Genomic DNA, 23,466 nt, shown 5'->3' on the forward strand with positions numbered 1-23,466 from the left:
GTCAGGTGTGGAAGTGCAGCAATGCATGGAGCTAACTGATACTAATGAGCCGTGCGGCTTGACCATATAACCCCAAGACGCTTCGTGTGTCCTTGGCATGGCCAACGTTCGATATCGAATTCACCTCGACGCTTGTCACTCGTTTATGATTTATTTGACGCGAAGTCCTTTTCGCGAAGAGCAAAACCCGCCATCCATGGCGGACTCTTCAGAATCGAATTCACCTCGACGCTTGTCACTCGTTTATGATTTATTTGACGCGAAGTCCTTTTCGCGAAGAGCAAAACCCGCCATCCATGGCGGACTCTTCAGAAAGGCTTTGTGCTCCAGACTGAAGCCGGCGCTTGGTGCGCTGCTTCAACCCCTTCCCTGGCGGCCATAGCGGCGTGGTACCACCTGATCCCATCCCGAACTCAGAAGTGAAACGCGCATGCGCCGATGGTAGTGTGGCTCGCCCATGCAAGAGTAGGTCACCGCCAGGGGCTTTATCCTGATCAACCCTCACCGGAAACGGTGGGGGTTTTTCTTTTGCGCACCGTGTCGGCTACTTCGACCAGGCCATCGGGCGCACCGCGGCCGGTGATCACCACATGCATGCGCCGATGGTAGTGTGGCTCGCCCATGCAAGAGTAGGTCACCGCCAGGGGCTTTATCCTGATCAACCCTCACCGGAAACGGTGGGGGTTTTTCTTTTGCGCGGCTTCTTTTTATCCGGCTGACGAAGCGCACCGTCCGGGCATTGGATAGCGCTGTTGAGAACGGCTTCCGTCGATATCTGGCCTGGTTTGTTCGTCGAGTCGATGCGGTGGATCAGCGCCGCGCACAGTGCGCGCGATATGGACAAGCTGATGCTCATCTATGATGGGGAAGGCGCGCCATGTCGCGCACCTGAGGAGTGCGCACTTGTTTGTCCATGTCGAAACGCGTCGACGCGCCCGGTGGCATTGGGCGACCGCGCTGATCGTGTGTCTTTGCGTCATGTGTTTCGTGGGCCTGGCGTTGACGCCTGTGCCGACGCGCATCGCGCTGTTGCTGGAATGGGGCACGGTGCCCGCCAATATCTTCGATACCCACGAGGCGTGGCTGCCGCAGTTGGTGGACCCTGCGTTGCTGCGTCTGTTTACCGCGTTGTTCATTCACGTCACGTGGTTGCACCTGATGAGCAACCTGTTGTTTTTGCTTATTTTCGGTCTGCCGGGCGAGCGGGCGTTGGGATCGCTGCGGTTCCTGGCGTTGTTCGTGATCGGCGGGATCGTGGCCAACCTGATCGGGGCCTTGTCCCTGGCCGGTGTGCGGCTGCCGATCATCGGCTGCAGCGGCGCGGTCTCGGCGGTGGTGGGCACGTATGTCGCGTTGTTTCCGCGGGCCAAGCTCGGGCTGGTATTGCCGTTGGGGCTCTATCTGGAATTCGTCCGCGTGCCGGCCTACCTGTTGATCGGTATCTGGGTGCTGCTGCAGCTGCTTTTCAGCTATGCAGGCCCCAGCTACGGCGCCTATGTGTGGTGGGCGCACATCGGCGGATTCATGGTCGGCCTGGTGTTCGCGCTGTTCTCACGCGATGCCGTGGCGCGCCGCTTGCGCTATTGAGTCGGTGGGGGAGGGCGCCGCCTTCTGCCCCATGTGGAGATGGACGAACCGACGGAACAACCCGCGGGCCACCGGCGTAGCCGCCACCTCGCGGAAGATCTGGCGCGGGTCGGACCCCTCCCGCTGCATGTCGGCATGTTTGCGCCGGATATAGGCACGCATGACCTCGGCATTGAATTCCGGGTGGAATTGCGCGCTATAGGCCTGCTTGCCATAGCGCACCAGGTGGTTGGGGTCGCGCTCGGAACGGGCGAGCACGGTGGCTTCGGGTGGAATTTCCACAACGCTTTGTTCGTGCGTGGTGTGGGCACGAAAGCTGGTCGGCATTCCCTCGGTGAGGGCGTCAAGCGGGGCGTCGGCCAGAAAGCCGATCGGCAAGGTGCCAATCTCGCGCCCCCCGGGCAAATAATCGACACGGCCGCCCAAGGCGTGCGCCATCAGCTGATGGCCAAAGCAGATGCCGAACATCGGCAGTTCGGCGTCCATGGCGTTGCGGATCCAGCCGGCAGTGAGCTCGCTCCATGCGGCGCGCTCGGTAACCATCGCGGCCGAACCGGTAATGAGCGCTCCCGCCACCTCATTGGGCGCCGGTAGGCGTTCGCCGGCGGTCACGTCGATGACGCGAACCTGGCTGGACGGCAACCGCGCCGCGAGACAGAACCAGTGGGCGAAGTCGCCATGTCGGGCGCGGATGGGTTTGGGCGCGTGACCGGTGCGAATCACCAGAACGGGTTTGGACGGCGGAAAACGGTTGGGTGGAAATTTCATGCGGGCTGGAAGGGCAGGTGGAAAGAGGCGGGTTACGGTGCGCTGTCGCCAAGCGCGTCGATCGGGGGCAATACGGTGAGGATTTCCTGCACGGTGGTGAGGCCTTTGGCGACCTGGTCGGCCGCCGAGATCCGCAACGGGCGCATCCCTTCATCCAGTGCGGCCTGGCCGAACTTGCCAAGATCCAGTTGCGCCGACACAAGCGCCCGCAAGTGCGGGGACAGCATCATCATTTCGTAAATGCCGGTGCGACCCATGAAACCGGTGTTGCGACACTCCAGGCAGCCCACCGGGCGGAACACCTGCTCCGGCACGGGCATCGACCAGCCGTGGGTTAGCACGGCCCACGTGTGAGGATCCTGCGAGGTGGCTTCCTTGCAGTGGACGCATAGCGTTCGCACCAGACGTTGCGCCACCACGCCGGTGAGCGTGGATTGCAGCAGGTAATGCGGTACGCCCAGATCGAGCAGGCGGGTGATGGCGCTGGGCGCGTCGTTCGTGTGCAGCGTGGACAACACCAAGTGGCCGGTGAGCGACGCCTGCACCGCCATTTGCGCGGTTTCCAGATCGCGGATTTCGCCGATCATGATGATGTCGGGATCTTGCCGCAGCAGCGTGCGCACGCCGGCGGCGAAATCGAGATCGATCGATGCCTGCACCTGCATCTGGTTGAACTCGGTCGCCACCATCTCGATCGGGTCTTCCACCGTGCATACGTTGAGTGCCGGCGTGGCCAGATGCTTGAGGGTGGAATAGAGCGTCGTGGTCTTGCCCGAACCGGTGGGGCCGGTGACCAGCACGATGCCGTGCGGTCGCTCCACCATGCTGCGCCACTGGGTACCCTCCGAGGCGGAAAAGCCGAGCTGCGCGAAATCCTTCACCACCAGGTCGGGGTCGAAGATACGCATCACCACTTTCTCGCCAAACGCGGTGGGCATGTTCGAGATGCGCAGTTCCACCTCGCGCCCGGCCGAGGAGCGTGTCTTGATGCGGCCGTCCTGCGGGCGGCGCTTCTCGGCCACGTCCATGCGGGCGAGGATCTTGATGCGCGCGGTGACCGCCGTCATCACCGGTGGCGGCAGCTCGAACACCTTGTGCATGACGCCATCGATGCGGAAACGGATCTGGCCGGCCTCGCGGCGTGGTTCCAGATGGATATCCGATGCACGCTGTTCGAACGCGTACTGCAGCAACCAATCGACGATATGCACCACGTGGCGATCGTCCGCGCCCACTTCACCCGTCTTGCCCAGTTCCACCAGTTGCTCGAAGTTGAGCAGGGCGGACGTGTCGTAGCCATTGCCCTTGGCGTCCTGCGCCATCTGGATCGAGCGCTGTACGCCGTAGAACTCCTGCAGGTAGCGATTGATGTCCAGCGGGCTGGACACCACCCGCTTCACGTCGCGCCGCAGCATCTGCGACAGGTCGCTGGCCCATGCCGCATCGAACGGTTCGCAGGTGGCGAACGTCACCGAGTCGGGGGCGGCGGCGACCGGAAGGATGCGGTGCCTTTGCGCATACGCGTGGCTGACCACCTGGGTGACCGCGCCGGCGTTGATCTTCATCGGATCGATTTTCAGGTACGGCAGGTCGGCTTTCGCCGCCAGCCATTCGGTCAGCGTTTCCAGGCTGAGCGGCCGGCCGGGGTCGCGCTGATTGGGCAACTTGGCGTTGGCCACGAGCACCAGCGGGTGCAGTTCCACCGTGGCGCGTCCGGCGCGGATACCCATGCGCACCCGTTTCGCATCGTCACCCAGCAGAAAGCCATCCACCACCAGCGAAGCCAGCAGATCGTCCAGTTGCAGTCGGCCGCGGCGGCCGAGCAGCGACGCGATTGGCGGTGACATGGCCATCCGAATGAATTCCCGTGAGCCCCGGCTGGCCGCAACCAGCGTCGAGGCAAGCTGCCGCTATACTAACGCGCTTTATCGCAAGGTCACGGAGAACCATGTCCGCCCGCACGTTCCAGGACATCATCCAGACCCTCAACCGCTATTGGGCGGCGCAGGGTTGCGTGTTGCTGCAGCCGCTCGATACCGAAGTCGGCGCCGGCACTTTTCATCCCGCAACCTTCCTGCGCGCGCTGGGCCCGGAGCCTTGGGCGGCGGCGTACGTGCAGCCTTCGCGCCGACCCACCGACGGCCGTTATGGCGACAACCCCAATCGCTTGCAGCACTACTACCAGTACCAGGTGGTGCTCAAGCCCAATCCCGAGAACATCCTGGAGTTGTACATCGGTTCGCTGAAAGAGCTGGGCCTCGATCCGCTGGTGCACGACCTGCGTTTCGTCGAGGACAACTGGGAATCGCCCACGCTCGGTGCCTGGGGGCTCGGTTGGGAAGTGTGGTTGAACGGCATGGAAGTGACCCAGTTCACGTACTTCCAGCAGGCCGGCGGACTCGAGTGCCGACCCGTTGCCGGCGAAATCACCTACGGCCTGGAACGCCTGGCCATGTACTTGCAGAACGTGGACAACGTCTACGACCTGGTTTGGACCGACGGCCCGCGCGGCACGGTGACCTACGGCGACGTGTTCCACCAGAACGAAGTGGAGCAGAGCACCTACAACTTCGAGCACGCCAACGTGGCCGAGTTGCTGCACTGGTTCGACGTCTGCGAAAGCGAGGCGAACAAACTGGTGGCCGCCAACCTGCCGCTGCCCGCCTACGAACAAGTCATGAAAGCCAGCCACACCTTCAACCTGCTCGACGCCCGTCGCGCCATCAGCGTCACCGAACGCCAGCGCTACATCCTGCGCGTGCGCACCTTGTCGCGCGCCGTGGCTGAAACCTACGTGGCGCAACGGGAGAAACTCGGTTTTCCGGGGCTGAAACAGGCAAAGGAGCAGGCCCGTGGCTGAGCATGAATCGCTGTTGATCGAACTGGGCACCGAAGAGCTGCCGCCCAAGGCGCTGGATGATCTCGCCGCGGCCTTCCTGCGCGGCATCTGTGACGGCCTGGCCAAACGCGGCATCGGCGCCGATCTGGATCACGCCATCCTTTATGCGTCGCCCCGGCGGCTCGCCGTGCATATCCCGCACGTGGCCACCCATCAGCCGCCGCAATCGATCGAACGCCGGGGCCCGGCACTGGCGGCCGCACACGGCAGCGACGGCCAGCCCTCGAAAGCGCTGCTGGGCTTTGCCCATTCCTGCGGCGTCGGCGTTGACCAGCTGGAGAAACTCGAGACCGACAAGGGCGCCTGGTTTGTCTGGCGCACGGTCAACCCGGGCCAGCCGGTTTCGGCGCTGCTGTCCGAGGTCATCAACGAGGCCCTGGGCCATCTGCCGATTCCCAAGGCGATGCGCTGGGCCGATCACGACTACAGCTTCGTGCGCCCCGCGCATTGGCTGGTGATCCTGCACGGGGCCGAGGTCGTTCCCGGCGAAGTGCTGGGCCTGAAGAGCGGCCGCATCTCGCACGGGCACCGTTTCATGCATCCCGAGCCGGTGACGATCGCCGATGCCGACAGCTGGCTGGACACGCTGCGCGCCGCGCACGTGCTGGCCGACCCGGTCGAGCGCCGCCAGCGGATCCACCAGCAGGTTGGGCAGGCCGCGCTCGAAACCGGCGGCGTGCCGCGCATGGATGACGCCCTGCTGGACGAACTGGCCAACCTCACCGAATGGCCCGTGGCGATTGCCTGCACGTTCGAGCGCGACTTTCTCGAAGTGCCGCCCGAGGCGCTGGTGACCACCATGGTCGCCAACCAGAAATTCGTCCCGGTATTCGACGCCAACGGCGCGCTCACCGAACACTTCATCGGCATCGCGAATATCCAGAGCAAGGAGCCAGCCGAGATCCGCAAGGGTTACGAGCGGGTGATCCGGCCGCGTTTCGCCGACGCCAAGTTCTTCTGGGATGAAGACCTCAAGACGCCACTCGCCGACAACCAGGAGTTGCTCAAGAGCGTCACCTATCAGCAGGCGCTGGGCAGTCTGTGGGACAAGAGCGTGCGGGTGGCGGAACTGGCGCGCATCGTCGCCAACCGCGTCGGCGCCGACGCCGGGCTCGCCACGCGTGCCGCAAGCCTGAGCAAATGCGACCTGCTGACCCGCATGGTCGGCGAATTCCCGGAACTGCAGGGCGTGATGGGCCGCTATTACGCCAATCGCCATGGCGAACCGGCCCAGGTGGCGAACGCGCTGGACAGCTATTACCAGCCGCGTTTCGGCGGCGACGCCATCGCCAGCGACGCGATCGGCCAGGTGCTGGCGGTTGCCGAACGACTCGATACGCTGGCCGGCATCTTCGCGATCGGCATGAAACCCGGCGGCAACAAGGATCCCTTCGCCCTGCGCCGCGCCGCGCTCGGCCTGGCGCGTACCTTGATCGAGGCGAGCATGGACCTCGATCTGCACGGCAGCTTCCTGGAAGCGCTGGAACTCATACCCGACAGCGCGCTGTCGGCAGCGCTGAAACCCGGCAAAGATGGCGTCGTACCTGCGCTGAAGCCCGGCCGCCGCGCCGTCCTGGCGGCTGAACTGTGTGATTTCGTGTTCGACCGCCTGCGCGGCTACTACGCCGAGCAGGGCTTCGACACCAATCAGTTCGAGGCCGTCCTGGCCGTGCAGCCGCGCAGCCTCATCGACTTCGACCGCCGCCTGCGTGCCGTGGCTGAATTTGGCCGCCGCCCCGAGGCCACCAGCCTGGCTGCCGCCAACAAACGTGTGGCCAACATCCTGCGCAAATCCGAGTCCGAGGGGGGCGCCGCGCTGCCCGCCGTGGACCCGGCACTCTTCGAAACCGACGCCGAACGCCAGCTCGCCGCCGACCTGGACGCTGCCCGTCGCGATACCAGCGATGCCCTGGCCCAAGGTGATTACACCGCCGTACTGAGCCGCCTGGCCCAGTTGCAGGCCCCGGTGGACAGCTTCTTCGACAGCGTACTGGTCAATGCGGAAGACCCGGCCACCCGTGCCAATCGCACCGCCTTGTTGCGACAACTGCAGGATCAGTTCACGGCGATTGCCGACATCGCCAGGCTGTAGCCGCGCGTCGGGCATCGGATCAATCGTGCTGATAGGCGGTCGACCACCGTTCCTGAGAAGCACCGGCTGTAACGATCAGCGACCTGCACGTCCCGCCATTGCGGCGGTGGGCGCGGACGTCTGGGCGTCCATTCGGATCTGGCGGCCGCCGGTTCCCGTCACTCATGACAACGGATCGATGTCATGGGTTGTGCGCCAGATCGCTGGGTACGACGTCGGTGTAGTTCGCAAATTCGCTGTAGGTCAGGCGATGGTCGCCATTGAGGTCGTACCGCGTGAACTGGGACCGCAGCAGAGGCATTCGCGGCGGCACCTCGGAGAAAGACAACACCTTGTCGCTGTTGCGATCGAGGGAAAGAAACGCTTCGGTGGACTCCATCGGCGTCATCAGCGGCTTGCGGTGCGCGCGCTTCAGCGCTTCACGGGTGGCCTGCACGTCGAATGGCTCCCGGCCCGATGTGCTGATCTGCCGCGACATTTCCATTCGGGCTTCGGAACGACCCTTCTGCGCATCCTGCCCATACAGCGGGGTGGCCAGGATGACGCAAGCGATGAACAGCGACGAGGACGAGAATGTTTTCATAAGGTTTCAATCCCATTCGATGGAACGCTGACAGGGGTCGAACTTTAACCTCGGCTTGCACGAAATCCGGGGCATCCGTGCTCACAATAATCGTTACTGCGGAAACCATCGATACAGTTTGTTGAATGAACTGACTATTCTGTCGTGATGCGGCACGCTGCTCATGCTCTAGCACGAAATATTTCGTTACTCAAGAGCCCCGTTCTTGCTGGTGCAAATGTTAAGGTTTCGTACACGCGTGTTAGTAAAGTGTTGACCACCATGATTTCATGAATTAACGTCGGGCGAACTTCGCAGCAATCGCAGCAGGTCGAAGCGGCACTTCGGCAATAGCGAAGGCGGCAGTTTAGGGTCCCAACAATAAGTTTCATGCGCCCGGATACCCGGGTAGAACCTTGGAGTCACCACTATGAATTCGCGGAAAACATCCATCGCGCGCCAGCTTCCACGCACCGCGCTCGCCATGGCCGTCGGCTTGGGCTTTGCCGGTTTGGCTTTCGGCCAGGCGACCACCGGCAGCATCTTCGGCCAGGTTCCCGCCGGCAACGGCGATACCGTAACGGTCAAGAGCTCGTCCGGCGTGACCCGTCAGGTCGGGGTCGATTCGTCGGGCCGTTATGACATCGGTTCGCTGCCGCTCGGCAGCTATACGGTTACCTTGCAGCGGGACGGCAAGACTGTCGATTCCCGTTCCAACGTCACTTTGCGCGTGGGTTCGGGCACGGAAGTCTCCTTCGGCGGTGCCGAGGGCGCACGGAACCTCGCCGCGGTCACGGTCCAGGCGAACGCCTTGCCGACCATCGACGTGACCGGCGTCGACTCGCGCACCGTCATCACCGCCGAGCAGCTGGCCAAGTTGCCGCTGGCCCGCAGCGCGGAAGCCATCGCCTTGCTGGCACCGGGCGTCACCCAGGGTAGCTCGCTGTTCACCAACGCGACCGGCGGTTCCGTTGTCTCGTTCGGTGGCGCGTCCGTCACCGAGAATGCTTATTACCTCAATGGTTTGAATACCACCGATCCGCTTAGCGGTTTTGGTGGCATCAGCCTTCCCTATGGCGCCATCGATCAGCAGGAAATCCTCAGCGGCGGCTACGGTGCGGCTTACGGTCGTTCCGATGGTGGCGTGATCAGCCAGGTCGGCAAGCGCGGCACCAACGAGTGGCACTTCGGTGGTCAGGTCCTGTGGACCCCGGATGACCTCAAGGCCGACCCGGACAACTGGTATTACCGCAACAAGGACGGCTCGAAAGGCGACATCCGCCAGTATCGCCACGACAACAAGTCCTGGACGACCACGGTGGATGCCTATGTCGGCGGCCCGTTGATCCAGGACAAGTTGTTCATTTTCGCGGCGGTGGAAGCCGAACGTCAGCAGGGTAAGAGCACCGGCTCCAACGCGGCTCCGTATGTCACGCATTACCGCTACGACAACCCGAAGTGGTACGCCAAGCTGGATTGGAACATCACTGATCGCAACATTCTTGAAGTCACCGCGGCGTCGAACAAGTCCTCCTACGAGGGCGTGATGAACAACTTCGACTACGACACCCAGGAAGAGGGTGGTTTCAACAGTTACGACACCAGCACCAAGAAGGGTGCGGACATCTATCTGGGCAAGTTCACCAGCTACATCACCGATGACCTGACCGCGACCGTGATGTACGGCAAGATGAAGGGCACCTGGTACAGCGACACGCCCGGATACGATCCGACTTATCCGTACCTGTTCGGTTACCCCGATCAGAACCCGGATGTCCCGGGCGCCGGCAACCAGAACACCCAGACGGTGTCCACCATCAACCTGCCCGGCCACCGTTCGACCAGCACCAACTTGCGCGTTGACCTGAGCTACAAGCTGGGCGATCACACGATCACCGGTGGTATCGACAACCAGACCGTCAACAATATCGATGCTGGTACCAAGTTCCCGGATTCGGGCTTGGGCTACGCCTGGGAATACGACACCATGGACGGCGATGCCGACACGTACGTTGTCGGTGGACCCGATACGGGTGCGGGTTGGGAGAAGCGCCCTTGGGTGGTTAACACCGGATCGCAGCCTGGTGGTGATACGGGCTTCTACGTCGCACGGTACCGGTATCACGACGATGGGTCGTTCCGTGTCGTCCAGCGTGCGCAGTACATCGAGGACAGCTGGCAGATCAATGACCGCTGGTTGGTCAAGTTGGGTCTGCGCAACGACCAGTTCACGAACTACAACGCCGGTGGCGAACCGTATCTGCGCTTGACGTCGCCGCAGTGGGCCCCGCGCCTGGGCTTCAGCTGGGACGTCAATGGCGACTCCAGCTTCAAGGTCTACGGCAACGCCGGTCGCTACTATCTCGCCCTGCCCAGCAGTGTGGCGCAGCGTTCGGCAGGTTCGTCGCTGTATACCCGCGAGTACTACACCTACGACAGTATTGATGCTAATGGCGTGCCCGTCGGCTTGCACGCCCTCGATACCAGCGTAGGTGCTGGCCAGCCGTTTTCTGCCAATGGTGAGTACGGTCAGCCGCGTGACCCGAAGGTGGGTTCGGCGGGCGATCTGACGTCCGAGTACCAGGACGAGTACATCTTCGGTTTCGACAAGTCGCTGGGTGACGCGTGGGTCTTCGGTGCGAAGGCTACCTACCGCAATCTTCGCAACGCGATCGACGACATCGGTGATGCGCCCTCGATCCTTGCCAAGATGGACGAGATGGGCATCGATCCCACCACTTATGACGTTGGTCAGATTCCCGGTAGCTTCCTGATGAACCCGGGTAAGGATGCGGTGTACTCGATCAAGAAGCTGGACGGCGGCTATTACGAAGTGCCGATGCGCTGGAAGGAAGATTTCGGCTTCAACACCACCATGAAGCGTCACTACTACGGTCTCGATCTGTACTTGGAGCATCCGTTCGACGGCAAGTGGTTCGGCAAGATCGATTACCTGTATTCGCGCAGCTACGGCAACAGCGAAGGCCAGGTTCGTTCGGACATCGGTCAGGAAGACGTGTCGGCCACGGTGGACTGGGATTACGCCGCGACTATGGAGTACGCCAACGGCGCGCTGGCTAATGATCGTCGCCATCAGTTGAAAGCGTATGGCTCGTATCAGATTGCTCCGGAATGGCTGGTTTCGGGCAACGTGGCCATTGCGTCTGGTGCGCCGAAGACCTGCTTGGGCTACTACGGCCCGGGACAGACCAACCCTGGTCTGGGCTACGGTCCGTACTATCACTATTGCAACGGCAAGTGGACGCAGCCGGGCGATACGCGTCACCCCTGGACGTACCGCGTGGATCTGAGCGCCGAGTACCGTCCGGAGTGGGCGGGCAAGAAGCTGGCCTTCAACGCCATGGTCTACAACGTGTTCGACAATCAGGTGATCACGCAGACCTATCCGATCTCGACGAGCGCAAGCTATGGCCGTCCATACGGTGCGACGACCCCGCGTTACGTCCGCTTCGGTGTGTCGTACGACTATTGATGGTGAGTTAGGTAGCAAATTCACTGCTGTTTGAGTGACAAGAAGGCCGCCGGTTCTCCGGCGGCCTTTTTCGTGCGTGGGCAAACCCGCGTTCCGCCCAGCCCGGTGTCCGGACGACGGGGCGGAAAACCCGCTAACGCGGGTGAATACCCGGTTGACTTTTCCAGCCGGACTGTTTCCGCTATGCTCCGGGTTTCCCCCGCGAATGACTGTGGCGTTACGACGTCTGACAGGTTCGTGTCCGTTGAACGCAGAATTCGAGGTTTCCCCATGCGCAAGCTGGTTTTGTTGCTGACGTCACTTGCGGCGTTGGTTTTGGCCGGGTGCAATGCATCCCCTTCGTCGCAGCAGAACGGCGCGGGCGTTGCCGCGTCGGGCAGCGCGGCTTCCGACGTCGTGGCCAACGTGGTGAGCGGCACGGTTGCTTTGCGCGAGCCGGCGCAGTTGTCGCCGAAGGCGAACCTGGTGATCAGCCTGGTCAACGTGTCGTCGACGGCGCAGACCGGCACGGCGCCGCTGGCCAGCAAGACGGTGTCGCCCGCGACGACGTTTCCGCAGTCGTTCGAGCTCACTTTCGATCCCGCCAAAGTCAATCCGTCGGACCTGTATGTGGTCAAGGCGCAGCTGACCGATGGCGAACGCCAGTACACCATGCCGCTGCAGGCTCCCGTGCTGACCAATGGCGCCAAGAACGAGGTGTCGATCCAACTGGTAGCCGAGCAGACTGCGGCAGAAAAGGACCTGGCTGCGTTCAATTCACTGGAGCAGCAGATCGGCGGCATGATGGTCAAGAGCGGCACCAAGCTGGGTGATGGCGTCTCCCGCGGGTGGCAGATTTTCCGTCAGGCCGGTGATATCAAGTTCATCCGCGAGCTGGTGGATTACGGCGACAAGGGCTTTACCAGCACCGATTTCGCCTACCGGGATGGCAAGCCGTGGGCGGCGGTGCAGCAGAAGAAGGCCAGCCGGAACGCCAAGCCGACGTCCACCGACAGCGCGAGCTGGGCCGAGAACGGCACCCTGGTGCTGAAGCTGCACGAGGCGGATGGCAAGACCGAGACGCTGGATTCCGATACGGCGTCGAGCTTGCACCAGCAGGCCGTGAACATCCTGAGCCTGGCGACGGGCGGCAAGAACAAGTAGCAGCAGGCTTCCCCTGCAGCAGATAAAAAAGCCGCCAGCGCAAACTGGCGGCTTTTTTCATGACAATCAGATCATCAGAAGCCGATCTTCATGCCGATGTTGACGCTGTTGTACTTCTGGCTGTTGTCGCTGAAGCGGCCGCTGTAGCCGATCCAACTGCTGATGTTGGACGTCAGCTGCGCCGATAGGCCCACGTCGGCGGTGCCCCAGCTGTCGTCGGGGATGAAGCCGGTCAGGGCGAAGGTGCCGCTCATGCTGTTGAGGCCGGCGCTGACGGTGCGCGGGTCAGCCTTGCTGTCGTGGTTCCAGGCCACTTCGGCGAAAGGCGACAGCACGGTGTTGCCGGCCTGCCAATGGCCTTGCAGGCGCCAGCCGGCGGTAGCCACCAGCGCGTCGCGCTGCTGCCGACCAAACCACATCGCGGTGCTGTCGTTGCCGTTTTCGGTGTAGCCATTGATCTTGACGGTCTGCCATTCCACGGTGGCGAACGGCCCGGTACGCAGGTCATTGAAATCGAACCACCAGCCACCGGTCAGCCCGCCGCCCAGATGCGAGCCGTCGGCCTTGCCCGTTTCGCTGCGATGGGCGGCGCCGATCGCCACGCGACGCTCGATGTCCTTGAAGTTGGATTGTCCGAAGTTCGCGTAACCGCCCACGTAGCCGCCGCCGGCATGGTAGGTGACATAAGCCTGGCCGCTGATGTCCTGCAGCTTGTAGCCGCCACCGCCGGCGAAATCGGCGGTGTGCTGGCCCACGCCCAGCGCCATGCCGGCGGAAACATGATCGGTGGCGCGTACGTCGGCGCCCAGCGTGAGGTTGACGTTGTTGCTGTCGGTTTTCGGTGCGCCGTTGACGGCCTTGAAGCGCTGGCGGCCGTAATCGATGTTGACGAAGGCGCGCGTGTCGCTGCCGGCGCTGTCGGCCAGCATCTCGTTGCGGATCGCGCGGGTCTGCGCGTTGTTGGCGGCCAGCGGGGCTTCGCCCAGCAGCGATACCTGTTCCGGCGCGCGCAGTACCGACAGCACGTATTGGCCAAGCATGGCGTGGGCCGCGGTCGTGGGATGCACGCCATCGGCGAACAGGTAGCTGTTTTCCGTACCCGGCGCATAAGTGACCGTGGCGCCCGGCGTGCCTTGCGGCGCGCACGCCACCGAGCTGCCGCTGCCGCCGGTGCAGGCCGGGTCAGTGACATTGCTGAAGCCGTACATCTGCGGGTTGGCCACCACTTCGTTCAACAGGCTGTAGGTGTTGATCGGGATGATGCCGGTGCCCAACCGCGAAATACCGGCGTTGAGCTGGCCGTTGAAGATCAGGCTCAAGCCGCTCAGCGAGGCGGCCGCTTCCGCGCCCTGCGACCTGGCCGAGGGCGTGATGCCCACGTTGGGCAGGTTGAACACCAGGATGTTGGTGGCGCCCGCGGCCTGCAGCTCGCCGATCAGCTTGACCTCCTGCTGCGCGGCGGCGGCGACATTGGCCTGCACCTGCTCGGCCGTTTCGAACGAACTGACGCCGGCGGTCGCCATGACCTGCGAACTGATCTGTGCGGCCACCTGTGCGGCCGTCGTGGCCGGCAAGCCCGCTGTATTGGCAGCGATCAACTGCTGCGCGGTCGCGCCGGCACCTGCAGCGGTGGCGTGATAGAAAATATCGTTGGCACCACCCCAGACCGAATAAAGCGCCTTGCCATCCACTGCGCCGGCCGCCAGATAGCCATCGATTTGCGACGTGATGGTCGGCACGCCTGCCGGCGTGCCCGGCGAATTGGTGTTGATGCCGGCGCCGCCCCACGCGTAATCGCTGCCGCCGGCGAGCGAGGGTGCCAGCTGGAACCCCAGATCCGTCGCCACGTTTTCGATCGTGGTGGTGCCAGGGTTGGTGGTGAACCGCATGGGCACCTGCGATTGCGCGAACGTGGAAAGGTTGCCGCTGTCGCTGAGGCTGTCACCAAAAACGACGACGTTGCTGAACTGGGCGGCGCTGGCACTGGCGCTGAATAGCAGTGCTGCGGAAATGGCCCCGGCGAGATAACGAGAACGCGGCATGGAAGCACTCCTGATCGGAAAACTTGTTATGTCCGAGTTACGTTAATCCAATCCATACGGAAGCGCATGCTGCGGTGCACGGCGGCCGGGGCGCGGCGTCAGCGTTGGCGCGCCTTGGCCAACGCATCCGCAAAAGCGCTGTTGGCGGGAGGGGTGGTCGGCTTGGGCGCACCGCCGCCGGAGCGTGTGCTGCCGCGCCCATCGCGGGCGCCGCCACGCGACGACGGCTCGCCATTGCCCGCCGGTTTGCCGCCGCGCGCCTGGCCCGGTTCGTCATCCAGTCGCATGCTCAGCCCGATGCGCTGGCGCGGCAGGTCGACTTCCATAACCTTGACCTTGACGATGTCGCCGGCCTTCACCGCATCACGCGGATCCTTGACGAAGGTGTGCGACAGCGCCGACACATGGACCAGCCCGTCCTGGTGCACGCCGATGTCGACGAATGCGCCGAAGGCGGCCACGTTGGTGACGCGGCCTTCGAGGATCATGCCGGGCTTGAGATCCTTCACGTCCTCCACGCCTTCGGCGAAGGTGGGCGCCACAAATTCAGGGCGCGGATCGCGGCCGGGCTTCTCCAGCTCCTTCAGGATGTCGCGCACGGTGGGCACGCCAAACTTTTCGTCGGTGAACTGTTCGGGCTTCAGCGCGCGCAGGAAGCTGGCGTCGCCGATGACGCTTCTCACCTCGCGGCCGCACTGCGCAATGATGCGCTCGACCACCGGGTAGGCCTCCGGGTGCACCGCGCTGGCATCCAGCGGGTTGTCGCCGTTGGATACGCGCAGGAAGCCGGCGCACTGCTCGAACGCCTTGTCACCAAGCCGCGGCACTTTCAGCAGCGCCTTGCGATTGGCGAACGGGCCGTTGCCGTCGCGGTGCTTCACCACGTTTTCAGCCACGCTCGCGGAAAGGCCGGCTACCCGCGACAGCAGCGCGGCCGAAGCGGTGTTCACGTCGACACCGACCGCGTTGACGCAATCCTCCACGCGGGCGTCCAGTGCGCGCGCCAGCTTGATCTGGTTCACGTCGTGCTGATACTGGCCCACGCCGATGGCCTTGGGTTCGATCTTCACCAGTTCGGCCAGCGGATCCTGCAGCCGGCGCGCGATCGACACGGCGCCGCGCAGGCTCACGTCGAGGTTGGGGAATTCCTTGGCCGCGGTTTCCGAGGCGGAATACACCGAGGCGCCGGCCTCGCTCACCACTACCTTCGACAGCTTGTGCTCCGGATGGGTCTTGGCGAGGCCCTTGATGAGTTCGGCGGCCAGCTTGTCGGTTTCGCGCGAGGCGGTGCCGTTGCCGATGGCGATCAGGTCCACGCCGTGCTGCTTGCACAGCCGCGCCAGCGCGGCCAGCGATTCGGTCCACTGTCGTCGCGGCTCCAGCGGATAGATGGTGTCGGTGGCCAGTAGTTTGCCGGTGGGATCGACCACGGCCACCTTGCAGCCGGTGCGGATGCCCGGGTCCAGGCCCATCACGGTTTTCGCGCCGGCCGGTGCGGCCAGCATCAGGTCTTTCAGGTTGTCGCCGAAGACGCGGATCGCTTCGTCCTCGGCGCCTTCGCGCACGCGGCCGAACAGGTCCAGGGTCAGGTGCAGATGCAGTTTCACGCGCCAGGTCAGGCGCACGGTTTCGCGCAGCCAGGCATCGGCAGCGCGGCCGCGGTTGTGGATGTCGGCGCGGGCGGCGACGCGGCCTTCGGCCTCGGCGTGGCCCTGGTCGGCGTCGGTATCGGGCGCCAGTTCCAGCTCCAGCACGCCTTCGTTGCGCGCCCGCATCAGCGCCAGCAGACGATGCGAGGGGATCTTGCCGATCGGTTCGACGTGATCGAAGTAGTCGCGGAATTTCGCGCCTGCCGCCTCCTTGCCTTCAACCAGCTTGGCGCGAATCTGGCCCTTGCTCCACAGCCAGTCGCGCAACTCGCCGACCAGCGCGGCGTCTTCGGCGATGCTTTCCATCAGGATGGCGCGGGCGCCGTCCAGCGCGGCGCGCACGTCGGCTACACCCCTCTCTGCATCGACGAAGGCCTCGGCGAAGGCTTCCGGCGTTTGCGTGGGGTCGTTGCGCAGGCCCAGCGCCAGCGGTTCCAGCCCGGCTTCAAGGGCGATCTGCGCCTTGGTGCGGCGCTTGGGCTTGTACGGCAGGTACAGATCTTCCAACCGCGCCTTGGTGTCGGCCGCGAGCAAGTCGCTTTTCAGCGCATCGGTGAGCTTGCCCTGTTCCTCGATGCTGGCCAGGATCGCCGCGCGCCGGTCTTCCATCTCGCGCAGATAGTGCAGGCGCTCTTCCAGCAGGCGCAGTTGCGTGTCGTCGAGCCCGCCGGTGACTTCCTTGCGATAGCGCGCGATGAACGGCACGGTGGCGCCGCCATCGAGCAGATCCACGGCGGCGCGAACCTGTTCGGTCCTGGCGGCGATATCGTTGGCGATGCGTTGTTCGATGCTGAGCATGGGTGGCTTTCAATTCCTGGCGACGGCGCGTGGCGTCGGTTCACTGTGGTCGAACCGCCGATGATAACAAGCAGGCCAACGCTGTTCAGCGCGCGGCGCGCGGATCAGTTCGGCGGCGGATTCGAGGGGGCTCGCTCGGGCGCCGTGCTTCAGGGCGACGGCGCCGATGCCGGTCAGGCACTGAACGTGTTGCTGTTGCCGGGCGGCGATGAGGGGTTGCCTGCGTCGCTGGCGCGGCCGTTCAACACCAGGGTTTTTGCCAACATGTCGTGCAGGCCCTGGTGACGCGAGGTCCAGGCGACCGTCAGATAGCTGATCAGCGGAATCAGCGCGGTAATCGCGTTGGCCAGCCGGACCGCATTGCGCAGCGCGCTGCGGGCGAAGCCGAGGCGCTGGCCATCCATGTCGGTAACGCGCAGCCCGAGCGCCAGCTTGCCCGGCGTGGCTTGCCACCGTGAGCACTCGAAAAACGCGTAATAGAGGAAGCCCACCAGCAGCGACCACATCGCCGCCGGCCGCACCGTGCGGGAATAGTCGGCCATTGCCACCATCGGGGCGATGCCGCTTTCCACCTGGCTCATGAAGTGCTCGAACGCAGCCGGCGCACCCATCGACAGGGCGATCAGGGCGGTGGGCAGCAACAGGATGAGATAGTCGATGATCCAGGCGCCGAGGCGCTTCCAGAAACTGGCCACGTCCTCCAGCGCGTTGTCGTTGGTTGTCGGCAGCGGCGGCACCCGCGGGGTGTCGGAGGTTTCGGGTTGCGCCTGGGGGAAAAGCACCGACAGCGGTTGCCAGTCGGCCAGCCCTTCGTACCAGCCCAGGTCGGCGGGGCTGACTTCCCCGCTGGCCAGCCATTGGCGGATATCGGCTTCCGTATACGGGCCGTGGCGCTCACCGTCCCGACCGATCCAGACTTCCATCGTGCATGTTCCTGCTTGGTGATGCCGGCCATGATGCCATGCGCGGGCGGAGGCGATGTGACCGGAAACTCCGGAAGTCAGGCCGCGTCGCGACGTTTCAGATGCACCAGCAGCAACGAAATGGCGGCGGGAGTCACGCCGCTGACGCGGGCCGCCTGGCCGACGGTGGTGGGCAGCGTGCGCTTCAGCTTCAGCAGCACTTCGGCGGACAGCCCGCGTACCTTGTCATAGTCGAAGCTGGCGGGAATGGCGGTGTGCTCGTGGCGCCGCTGGCGCTCGATCTCCTCGCGCTGGCGCTCGAGGTAGCCGGCGTACTTGATCTGCACCTCGACCTGCGCGGCCACGTCGTCGCGCGCCACGGCAGGGCCGAATTCGGTGATGGCGGTGAGCTGGGCGTAGTCGATTTCCGGCCGGCGCAGCAGATCCGCGGCGCTGGTTTCGCGGCTCACCGCAATACCAAGCTCGCGTTCGACGGCCGCCCCGAGTCCATTGTTGGGGCCGGCCCACAAACCGCCCAGCCGCTGCATTTCGCGCTCGACGGCCTCGCGTTTGGCGCGCAGTGCGTCGAAGCGCGCCTGCGGCACCACGCCCAGCGCATGGCCGGTTTCGGTGAGGCGCAGGTCGGCGTTGTCCTCGCGCAGGTGCAGCCGGTATTCCGCGCGCGAGGTGAACATGCGGTACGGCTCGATGGTGCCGTTGCTGGTGAGGTCGTCGATCAGTACGCCGATGTAGGCCTCGTCGCGGCGCGGATACCACGGCGCCTTGCCTTGCACGGCCAGCGCGGCGTTCATGCCGGCGATCAAGCCTTGCGCGGCCGCTTCCTCATAGCCGGTGGTGCCGTTGATCTGGCCGGCGAAATACAGGCCGGGGATGGCCTTGGTCTCCAGCCACGGGTTGAGTCCGCGCGGGTCGAAATAGTCGTATTCGATGGCGTAGCCCGGGCGGGTGATGTGCGCGTTCTCGAAGCCCTTGATCGAGCGCACCAGCGCCAGCTGCACGTCGAACGGCAGCGAGGTGGAGATGCCGTTGGGGTAGATCTCGAAGGTGTCCAGCCCTTCGGGCTCGATGAAGATCTGGTGCGAGGACTTCTCCGCGAAGCGCACCACCTTGTCCTCGATCGACGGGCAATAGCGCGGGCCGATGCCCTCGATCTGGCCGGTGTACAGCGGTGAGCGGTCCAGCGCGCCGCGGATCAGTTCGTGGGTGTGCTCGGACGTGTGGGTGATCCAGCAGCTGACCTGGCGCGGGTGTTCGTCGCGGGTGCCGAGGTAGGAAAATACAGGTGCCGGAGAGTCGCCGGGCTGTTCCTGCAGCGTGCTGAAATCGATGCTGCGCTGGTCGATGCGCGGCGGCGTGCCGGTCTTCAGGCGGTCCGTGGCGATCGGCAACTCGCGCAGTTTCGCGGCCAATGCGCTGGAAGGTGGATCGCCAGCGCGGCCGCCGGCGTATTGCGCCTGGCCAATGTGGATCTTGCCGGCGAGGAAGGTGCCGGCGGTAAGCACCACCGCGCGCGCGCCAAACGACAAGCCCATCTGCGTGACCACGCCGCAGACGCGGCCGTTCTCGATGATGAGGTCGTCCACCGCCTGCTGGAACAGCTCCAGGTTGGGCTGGGTTTCCACCATGTGGCGGATCGCCGCCTTGTACAGCCCACGATCGGCCTGGCAGCGGGTGGCGCGCACGGCCGGGCCTTTCGACGCGTTCAAGGTGCGCCACTGGATGCCGGCGCGGTCGGCGGCGTGCGCCATCGCGCCGCCCAGCGCGTCGACCTCCTTCACCAGGTGGCCCTTGCCGATCCCGCCGATGGCAGGGTTGCAGCTCATCTGCCCGATCGTCTCGATGTTGTGGCTGAGCAACAGCGTGCGCGCGCCGGTGCGCGCGGCGGCAAGCGCTGCTTCGGTGCCGGCATGGCCGCCGCCGATCACGATGACGTCGTAGTGGGTGGGATGACGCATGAAACTGCCCTGGTCGTGCAAAAGGTGACGAAATACGCGCAATGGTACTGCCATCAACCCGTTGCGGCAGGATTTGGCTGTGCTGGCACGCATCCTGCTTTTCCCGGGCTGCACTTTCCCGGGCAGACGCTGCGCCCGGCGCGCCGAGATCGAACGACAGGGGTTTGATCGCGTACCGGGAAAGGAAGCCTAGACGGCACCCTTTGGGGTGCCGTCGCCTTTTGCGGCGCCGGAAAAACCAGACCCGCGACAAGCGCGGGTTGAGGAGCTGGAAAAGCCAGACCCCGCGCAAGCGCGGGTTGCGGAGCCGGAAAAGCCAGACCCCGCGCAAGCGCGGGGTCTGGGGGCTGCTTAGATCTGGCGTCCGGCGGTCTCAGGAACAGGGGGAATCCAGGATGACCGTGTTGCCGGACGCCAGAAGCCGTGAAAACTGGCGCGTTCAAGGCCAAGCGGCGGTCTTGAAGCTTCAGTCGATATTTACTCCGCGCGCGTGAACACGCAGTGACTGGCGCGGGAGTTTGTGTCCAATCGCGGCAACAGCTGACACTCCACGGCAGCCGAGGCCTACATTTCCACTCGTGAGCGTATCTCCCCCTCTTTTTGGCATGCCAGTTGCAGCAGGCACGGCAACCCAGGGAGGACGTTTGACCATGAACTTCGATTTTGAACCGGTGTATGCCCATCACGATCTGTTGATCGAAATGGGCCGGGTGGAACTGGCCATGGAAAATATCGAGGAGCGCGCGGGCGAGGAAAGCTCCAGCCTGCTGCCACGACTGGTTTCGCGCATGAACAACCTGCGCGAGGCGCTGGACCATCTGCCCGCCTGATCCAGCCCCTTGCGACGGACTACTGCTTCCGTACGTTGGCCACGATTTCGCGCAGGTTGCGTGACAACCCCTCGCGATTGGCCAGGTCCTCGATGACCCTGCGGGCCGCTTCACGACGGCCCGGCTCCAGCCGTTGCCAGCCGTTGAAAGCGGTAGCCAGCCGCGCGGCTACCTGAGGGTTGAGCGCATCTAGCTGCACCAGTCGCTCGGCCAGGAAGCGGTAACCCGCGCCATCCGCACGGTGGAAACCGCTGGGGTTGGCGCGCACGAATGCACCCAGCAGCGACTGCACGCGGTTGGGATTCTTCAGGGTGAACGAGGCGTCACGCTCCAGCGTCAACACGCGATCCAGCGCCGTCTCGCCCGGCACCTGTGCCTGCGCCATGAACCATTTGTCCAATGCCAGCGCGTTGTCGGCATAGCGCTGGCGATAGTGCGCCAGCGCCGCCGGTGCCTGCGCGGCGTCGCTGCGCAACAAGGCCATCAACGCGCCAAGCCGATCAGTCATGCCAGGTGCGCTGGCGTATTGGGTAGCGGCAAGTGGCTGCGCCACGCCGGGGTCGATCAGGCACAGCAGTTCCAGCACGCGCTGTTTCAGCCGGCGTCGGGCCTGACTGGCGGCATCGAGGGAAAGGCTGGCTTCGCCGGCCAGCGCCAGATAACGCTGATGCAGCGCCTCGGCGCCGATGCGCTCCGCCAGCTGCCGCTGCAGTTGCTGGCGCAAGGCGTGGATGCGGGCCGGGTCGACGCTGGCCTCCCGCTCGGCCCACTCCACTTCGCTCGGTGGCGTCAGCAGGTTGGCCAGCAGGGCGGGCTCGACATCGTTGTGGGCGAACAAGACAGACAACGCGTCGAGCCACGCCTCCAGTGCGTGGCTGGCGCCGCCATCGCGCAGCTCGACATAGGCCAGCGTGGCCAGTTGCTGGCTGGCCTCCCAACGGTTGAAGCCGTCAGGGTCGTGGCGCAGTAGCAGCGCCAGTTCGGTGGCGTCGTAGTCGTACTCCAGGATCACCGGCGCGGAAAAGCCGCGCAGCAGCGACGGTACCGGCGCCGTCGGTACGTCCCGGAAGATGAAGGTCTGCTCGTCCGCCTCCAACACAACCACGCAATCGGTTTGCGGTTTGGCCGTCTGGCCGTCCAGATGCAAGTCCATCATCCGCCCGCCGCCGTCGAACAGCGCCAGCTTCACCGGAATAGGCAGGGCCTGTTTTTGTGGCTGGCCTGACGTGGCTGGCGTGTGCTGGCGCAAGGTCAGCGCATAGCTGCGGCGGGCTTCGTCGTACTCGCCGCGCGCATGCAGGCGGGGCGTGCCGGCCTGGCCGTACCACGCCAGGTAGGGGCCGAGGTCGGTGTGGTTGGCTTCGCCCAGCGCACCGAGGAAATCCTCCAGCGTGGCGGCGCGGCCATCGTTGCGCGCGAAGTACAGGTCCATGCCGCGTCGGAAACCCTCGGGACCCAGGCGGCCGGCCAGCATGCGCACCAGTTCGGCGCCTTTCTCGTACACCGTGGCGGTGTAGAAATTGTTGATCTCGCTGTACTGCGCCGGGCGCACGGGATGGGCCAGCGGGCCGGCGTCCTCGGGGAACTGGGCGCGGCGCAGCAGCGATACGTCCTCGATGCGCTTCAGCGACGTGGAGTTCATGTCGGCCGAGAAGCTCTGCTCGCGGAACACCGTCAGCCCTTCCTTCAGCGATAGCTGGAACCAGTCGCGACAGGTCACCCGATTGCCGCTCCAGTTGTGGAAATACTCGTGTGCGATCACCGATTCCACATGGCGGTATTCGTCGTCCGTGCTGGAGTCGGGGTCGGCCAGCAGGTACTTCGCGTTGAAGATATTGAGGCCCTTGTTCTCCATCGCGCCCATGTTGAAATCGTGGGTGGCAACCACGTGGAAAACATCCAGGTCGTAGTTGCGGCCGTAGGTCTGCTCGTCCCAGCGCATCGAGCGCTCCAGCGCATCCATCGCGTAATCGCAGCGATCGATGACGTCGGCTTCCGACCAGATTTTCAGCGTGACCGCGCGGCCCTCGGCGGTGACGTAGTCGCGTTCGATCGGCTGCAGGCGGCCGGCCACCACGGCGAACAGGTAGCTGGGTTTCGGGTGCGGATCGACGAAACGCGCCCAGTGCCGGCCATCGTCCAATACGCCGGCGCCATCGGGATTGCCGCCGGCCAGCAACACCGGGAAGCGGTCGCGATCGGCGCGCAGGGTGACCGTGTAGCGTGCCTGCACGTCCGGCCGATCGGGGAAGAACGTGATGTGCCGGAAACCTTCGGCCTCGCATTGGGTCAGCAGGAAACCCGCCTCGGTCGACCCGGAAAGATAGAGCCCCTCCAGCGCGGTATTGGCCGCGGGGCGCAGGCGTACGCGGGTTTCCAGCACGCTGCCATCGCGTGCGCCGTCCACCTCCAGCACGTTGCTGGCGTAGCGGAAGGCGTCGGGTGAAAGCGTGGTGCCGTCGAGCGTGATCGACAGCAACTCCAGGTTTTCGCCATCCAGACGCAGCGGTTGCGTCTGTGCGGGGTCGCGACGCAAGTGCAATCGCGCGGTGACTTCGGTGGTGTCGATGGCCAGGTCGAAGTCCAGTTCGACCGTTTCGACGCGCCACGCCGGCGCGCGGTAAGCGTCCAGGCGGGTGGGGGCGGCAAGTTGTTCAGGGCGGGCATTCATGCGGAAAACAGATGGGTGTGAGAGGCGATCAGGCTAACATGGGCCTTTTCGCGA

General features: G+C 64.4%; 15 protein-coding genes and 1 rRNA gene. 7 read left to right on the forward strand and 9 right to left on the reverse strand.

The window, feature by feature from the left end; all coding sequences use genetic code 11:
* The first annotated feature begins 368 nt into the window (after nt 1–368).
* Nucleotides 369–482, forward strand: a 5S ribosomal RNA gene (rrf, locus tag ASD22_RS12840).
* Between the two features lie 176 nt (nt 483–658).
* On the opposite strand, the gene ASD22_RS16790 is transcribed toward rrf, so the two are convergent.
* Nucleotides 659–856, reverse strand: coding sequence for a hypothetical protein (locus tag ASD22_RS16790; RefSeq protein ID WP_156459025.1), 198 nt, complete (start codon nt 854–856; stop codon nt 659–661).
* 47 nt (nt 857–903) lie between these two features.
* Here ASD22_RS16790 and ASD22_RS12845 point away from each other — a divergent pair, with 47 nt between their 5' ends.
* Nucleotides 904–1,587: a rhomboid family intramembrane serine protease gene (locus ASD22_RS12845; RefSeq protein ID WP_056084306.1), complete on the forward strand. Its 684-nt coding sequence runs from the start codon at nt 904–906 to the stop codon at nt 1,585–1,587.
* Here ASD22_RS12845 and ASD22_RS12850 read toward each other — a convergent pair.
* Both ASD22_RS12850 and ASD22_RS12855 read right to left on the reverse strand, forming a co-directional pair.
* On the reverse strand, nt 1,552–2,355 hold the full coding sequence (locus tag ASD22_RS12850; protein WP_056084309.1) for a glutamine amidotransferase: 804 nt from the start codon (nt 2,353–2,355) through the stop codon (nt 1,552–1,554). The two genes, ASD22_RS12845 and ASD22_RS12850, sit on opposite strands and share 36 nt — an antisense overlap.
* A gap of 32 nt (nt 2,356–2,387) precedes the next feature.
* Nucleotides 2,388–4,208 (reverse strand): GspE/PulE family protein, encoded by a 1,821-nt coding sequence (locus tag ASD22_RS12855; protein ID WP_056084312.1) that lies wholly within the window; start codon nt 4,206–4,208, stop codon nt 2,388–2,390.
* Between the two features lie 95 nt (nt 4,209–4,303).
* Here ASD22_RS12855 and glyQ point away from each other — a divergent pair, with 95 nt between their 5' ends.
* Nucleotides 4,304–5,215, forward strand: a complete 912-nt coding sequence (glyQ, locus tag ASD22_RS12860) for a glycine--tRNA ligase subunit alpha (protein WP_056084316.1) — start codon at nt 4,304–4,306, stop codon at nt 5,213–5,215.
* Entirely contained in the window at nt 5,208–7,346 is a 2,139-nt protein-coding gene (glyS, locus tag ASD22_RS12865) for a glycine--tRNA ligase subunit beta (protein ID WP_056084319.1), read from the forward strand. Before glyQ ends, glyS begins: the two co-directional genes overlap by 8 nt.
* A 181-nt stretch (nt 7,347–7,527) precedes the next feature.
* Here the strand turns inward: glyS and ASD22_RS12870 are convergent, their stop codons facing one another.
* Nucleotides 7,528–7,824, reverse strand: a complete 297-nt coding sequence (locus ASD22_RS12870) for a hypothetical protein (RefSeq protein WP_156458429.1) — start codon at nt 7,822–7,824, stop codon at nt 7,528–7,530.
* Between the two features lie 514 nt (nt 7,825–8,338).
* Between ASD22_RS12870 and ASD22_RS12875 the strand changes: the two genes are divergently transcribed.
* Entirely contained in the window at nt 8,339–11,401 is a 3,063-nt protein-coding gene (locus tag ASD22_RS12875) for a TonB-dependent receptor (protein WP_056084325.1), read from the forward strand.
* Nucleotides 11,402–11,671: 270 nt separating this feature from the next.
* Nucleotides 11,672–12,544: a YbaY family lipoprotein gene (locus ASD22_RS12880; protein ID WP_056084328.1), complete on the forward strand. Its 873-nt coding sequence runs from the start codon at nt 11,672–11,674 to the stop codon at nt 12,542–12,544.
* Nucleotides 12,545–12,618: 74 nt separating this feature from the next.
* Here the strand turns inward: ASD22_RS12880 and ASD22_RS12885 are convergent, their stop codons facing one another.
* The 4 genes from ASD22_RS12885 to mnmG form a co-directional block, all read right to left on the reverse strand.
* Nucleotides 12,619–14,586, reverse strand: coding sequence for an autotransporter domain-containing protein (locus ASD22_RS12885; RefSeq protein WP_056084331.1), 1,968 nt, complete (start codon nt 14,584–14,586; stop codon nt 12,619–12,621).
* Between the two features lie 98 nt (nt 14,587–14,684).
* On the reverse strand, nt 14,685–17,033 hold the full coding sequence (locus tag ASD22_RS12890) for a Tex family protein (RefSeq protein WP_056084334.1): 2,349 nt from the start codon (nt 17,031–17,033) through the stop codon (nt 14,685–14,687).
* Between the two features lie 173 nt (nt 17,034–17,206).
* The gene (locus tag ASD22_RS12895) at nt 17,207–17,956 is read right to left on the reverse strand and encodes an RDD family protein (RefSeq protein ID WP_056084339.1); all 750 of its coding nucleotides are present in this window, start codon (nt 17,954–17,956) and stop codon (nt 17,207–17,209) included.
* Between the two features lie 77 nt (nt 17,957–18,033).
* Nucleotides 18,034–19,911, reverse strand: a complete 1,878-nt coding sequence (gene mnmG, locus ASD22_RS12900; protein ID WP_056085127.1) for a tRNA uridine-5-carboxymethylaminomethyl(34) synthesis enzyme MnmG — start codon at nt 19,909–19,911, stop codon at nt 18,034–18,036.
* Nucleotides 19,912–20,561: 650 nt separating this feature from the next.
* On the opposite strand from mnmG, the gene ASD22_RS12905 reads away from it, so the two are divergent.
* Nucleotides 20,562–20,741 (forward strand): hypothetical protein, encoded by a 180-nt coding sequence (locus ASD22_RS12905; RefSeq protein ID WP_235577638.1) that lies wholly within the window; start codon nt 20,562–20,564, stop codon nt 20,739–20,741.
* Nucleotides 20,742–20,760: 19 nt separating this feature from the next.
* Here the strand turns inward: ASD22_RS12905 and pepN are convergent, their stop codons facing one another.
* Nucleotides 20,761–23,412, reverse strand: a complete 2,652-nt coding sequence (gene pepN / locus ASD22_RS12910; protein ID WP_056084344.1) for an aminopeptidase N — start codon at nt 23,410–23,412, stop codon at nt 20,761–20,763.
* Between the last annotated feature and the right edge of the window lie 54 nt (nt 23,413–23,466).

Source organism: Rhodanobacter sp. Root480 (assembly GCF_001426645.1).
Classification (GTDB): Bacteria; Pseudomonadota; Gammaproteobacteria; order Xanthomonadales; family Rhodanobacteraceae; genus Rhodanobacter; species Rhodanobacter ginsenosidimutans.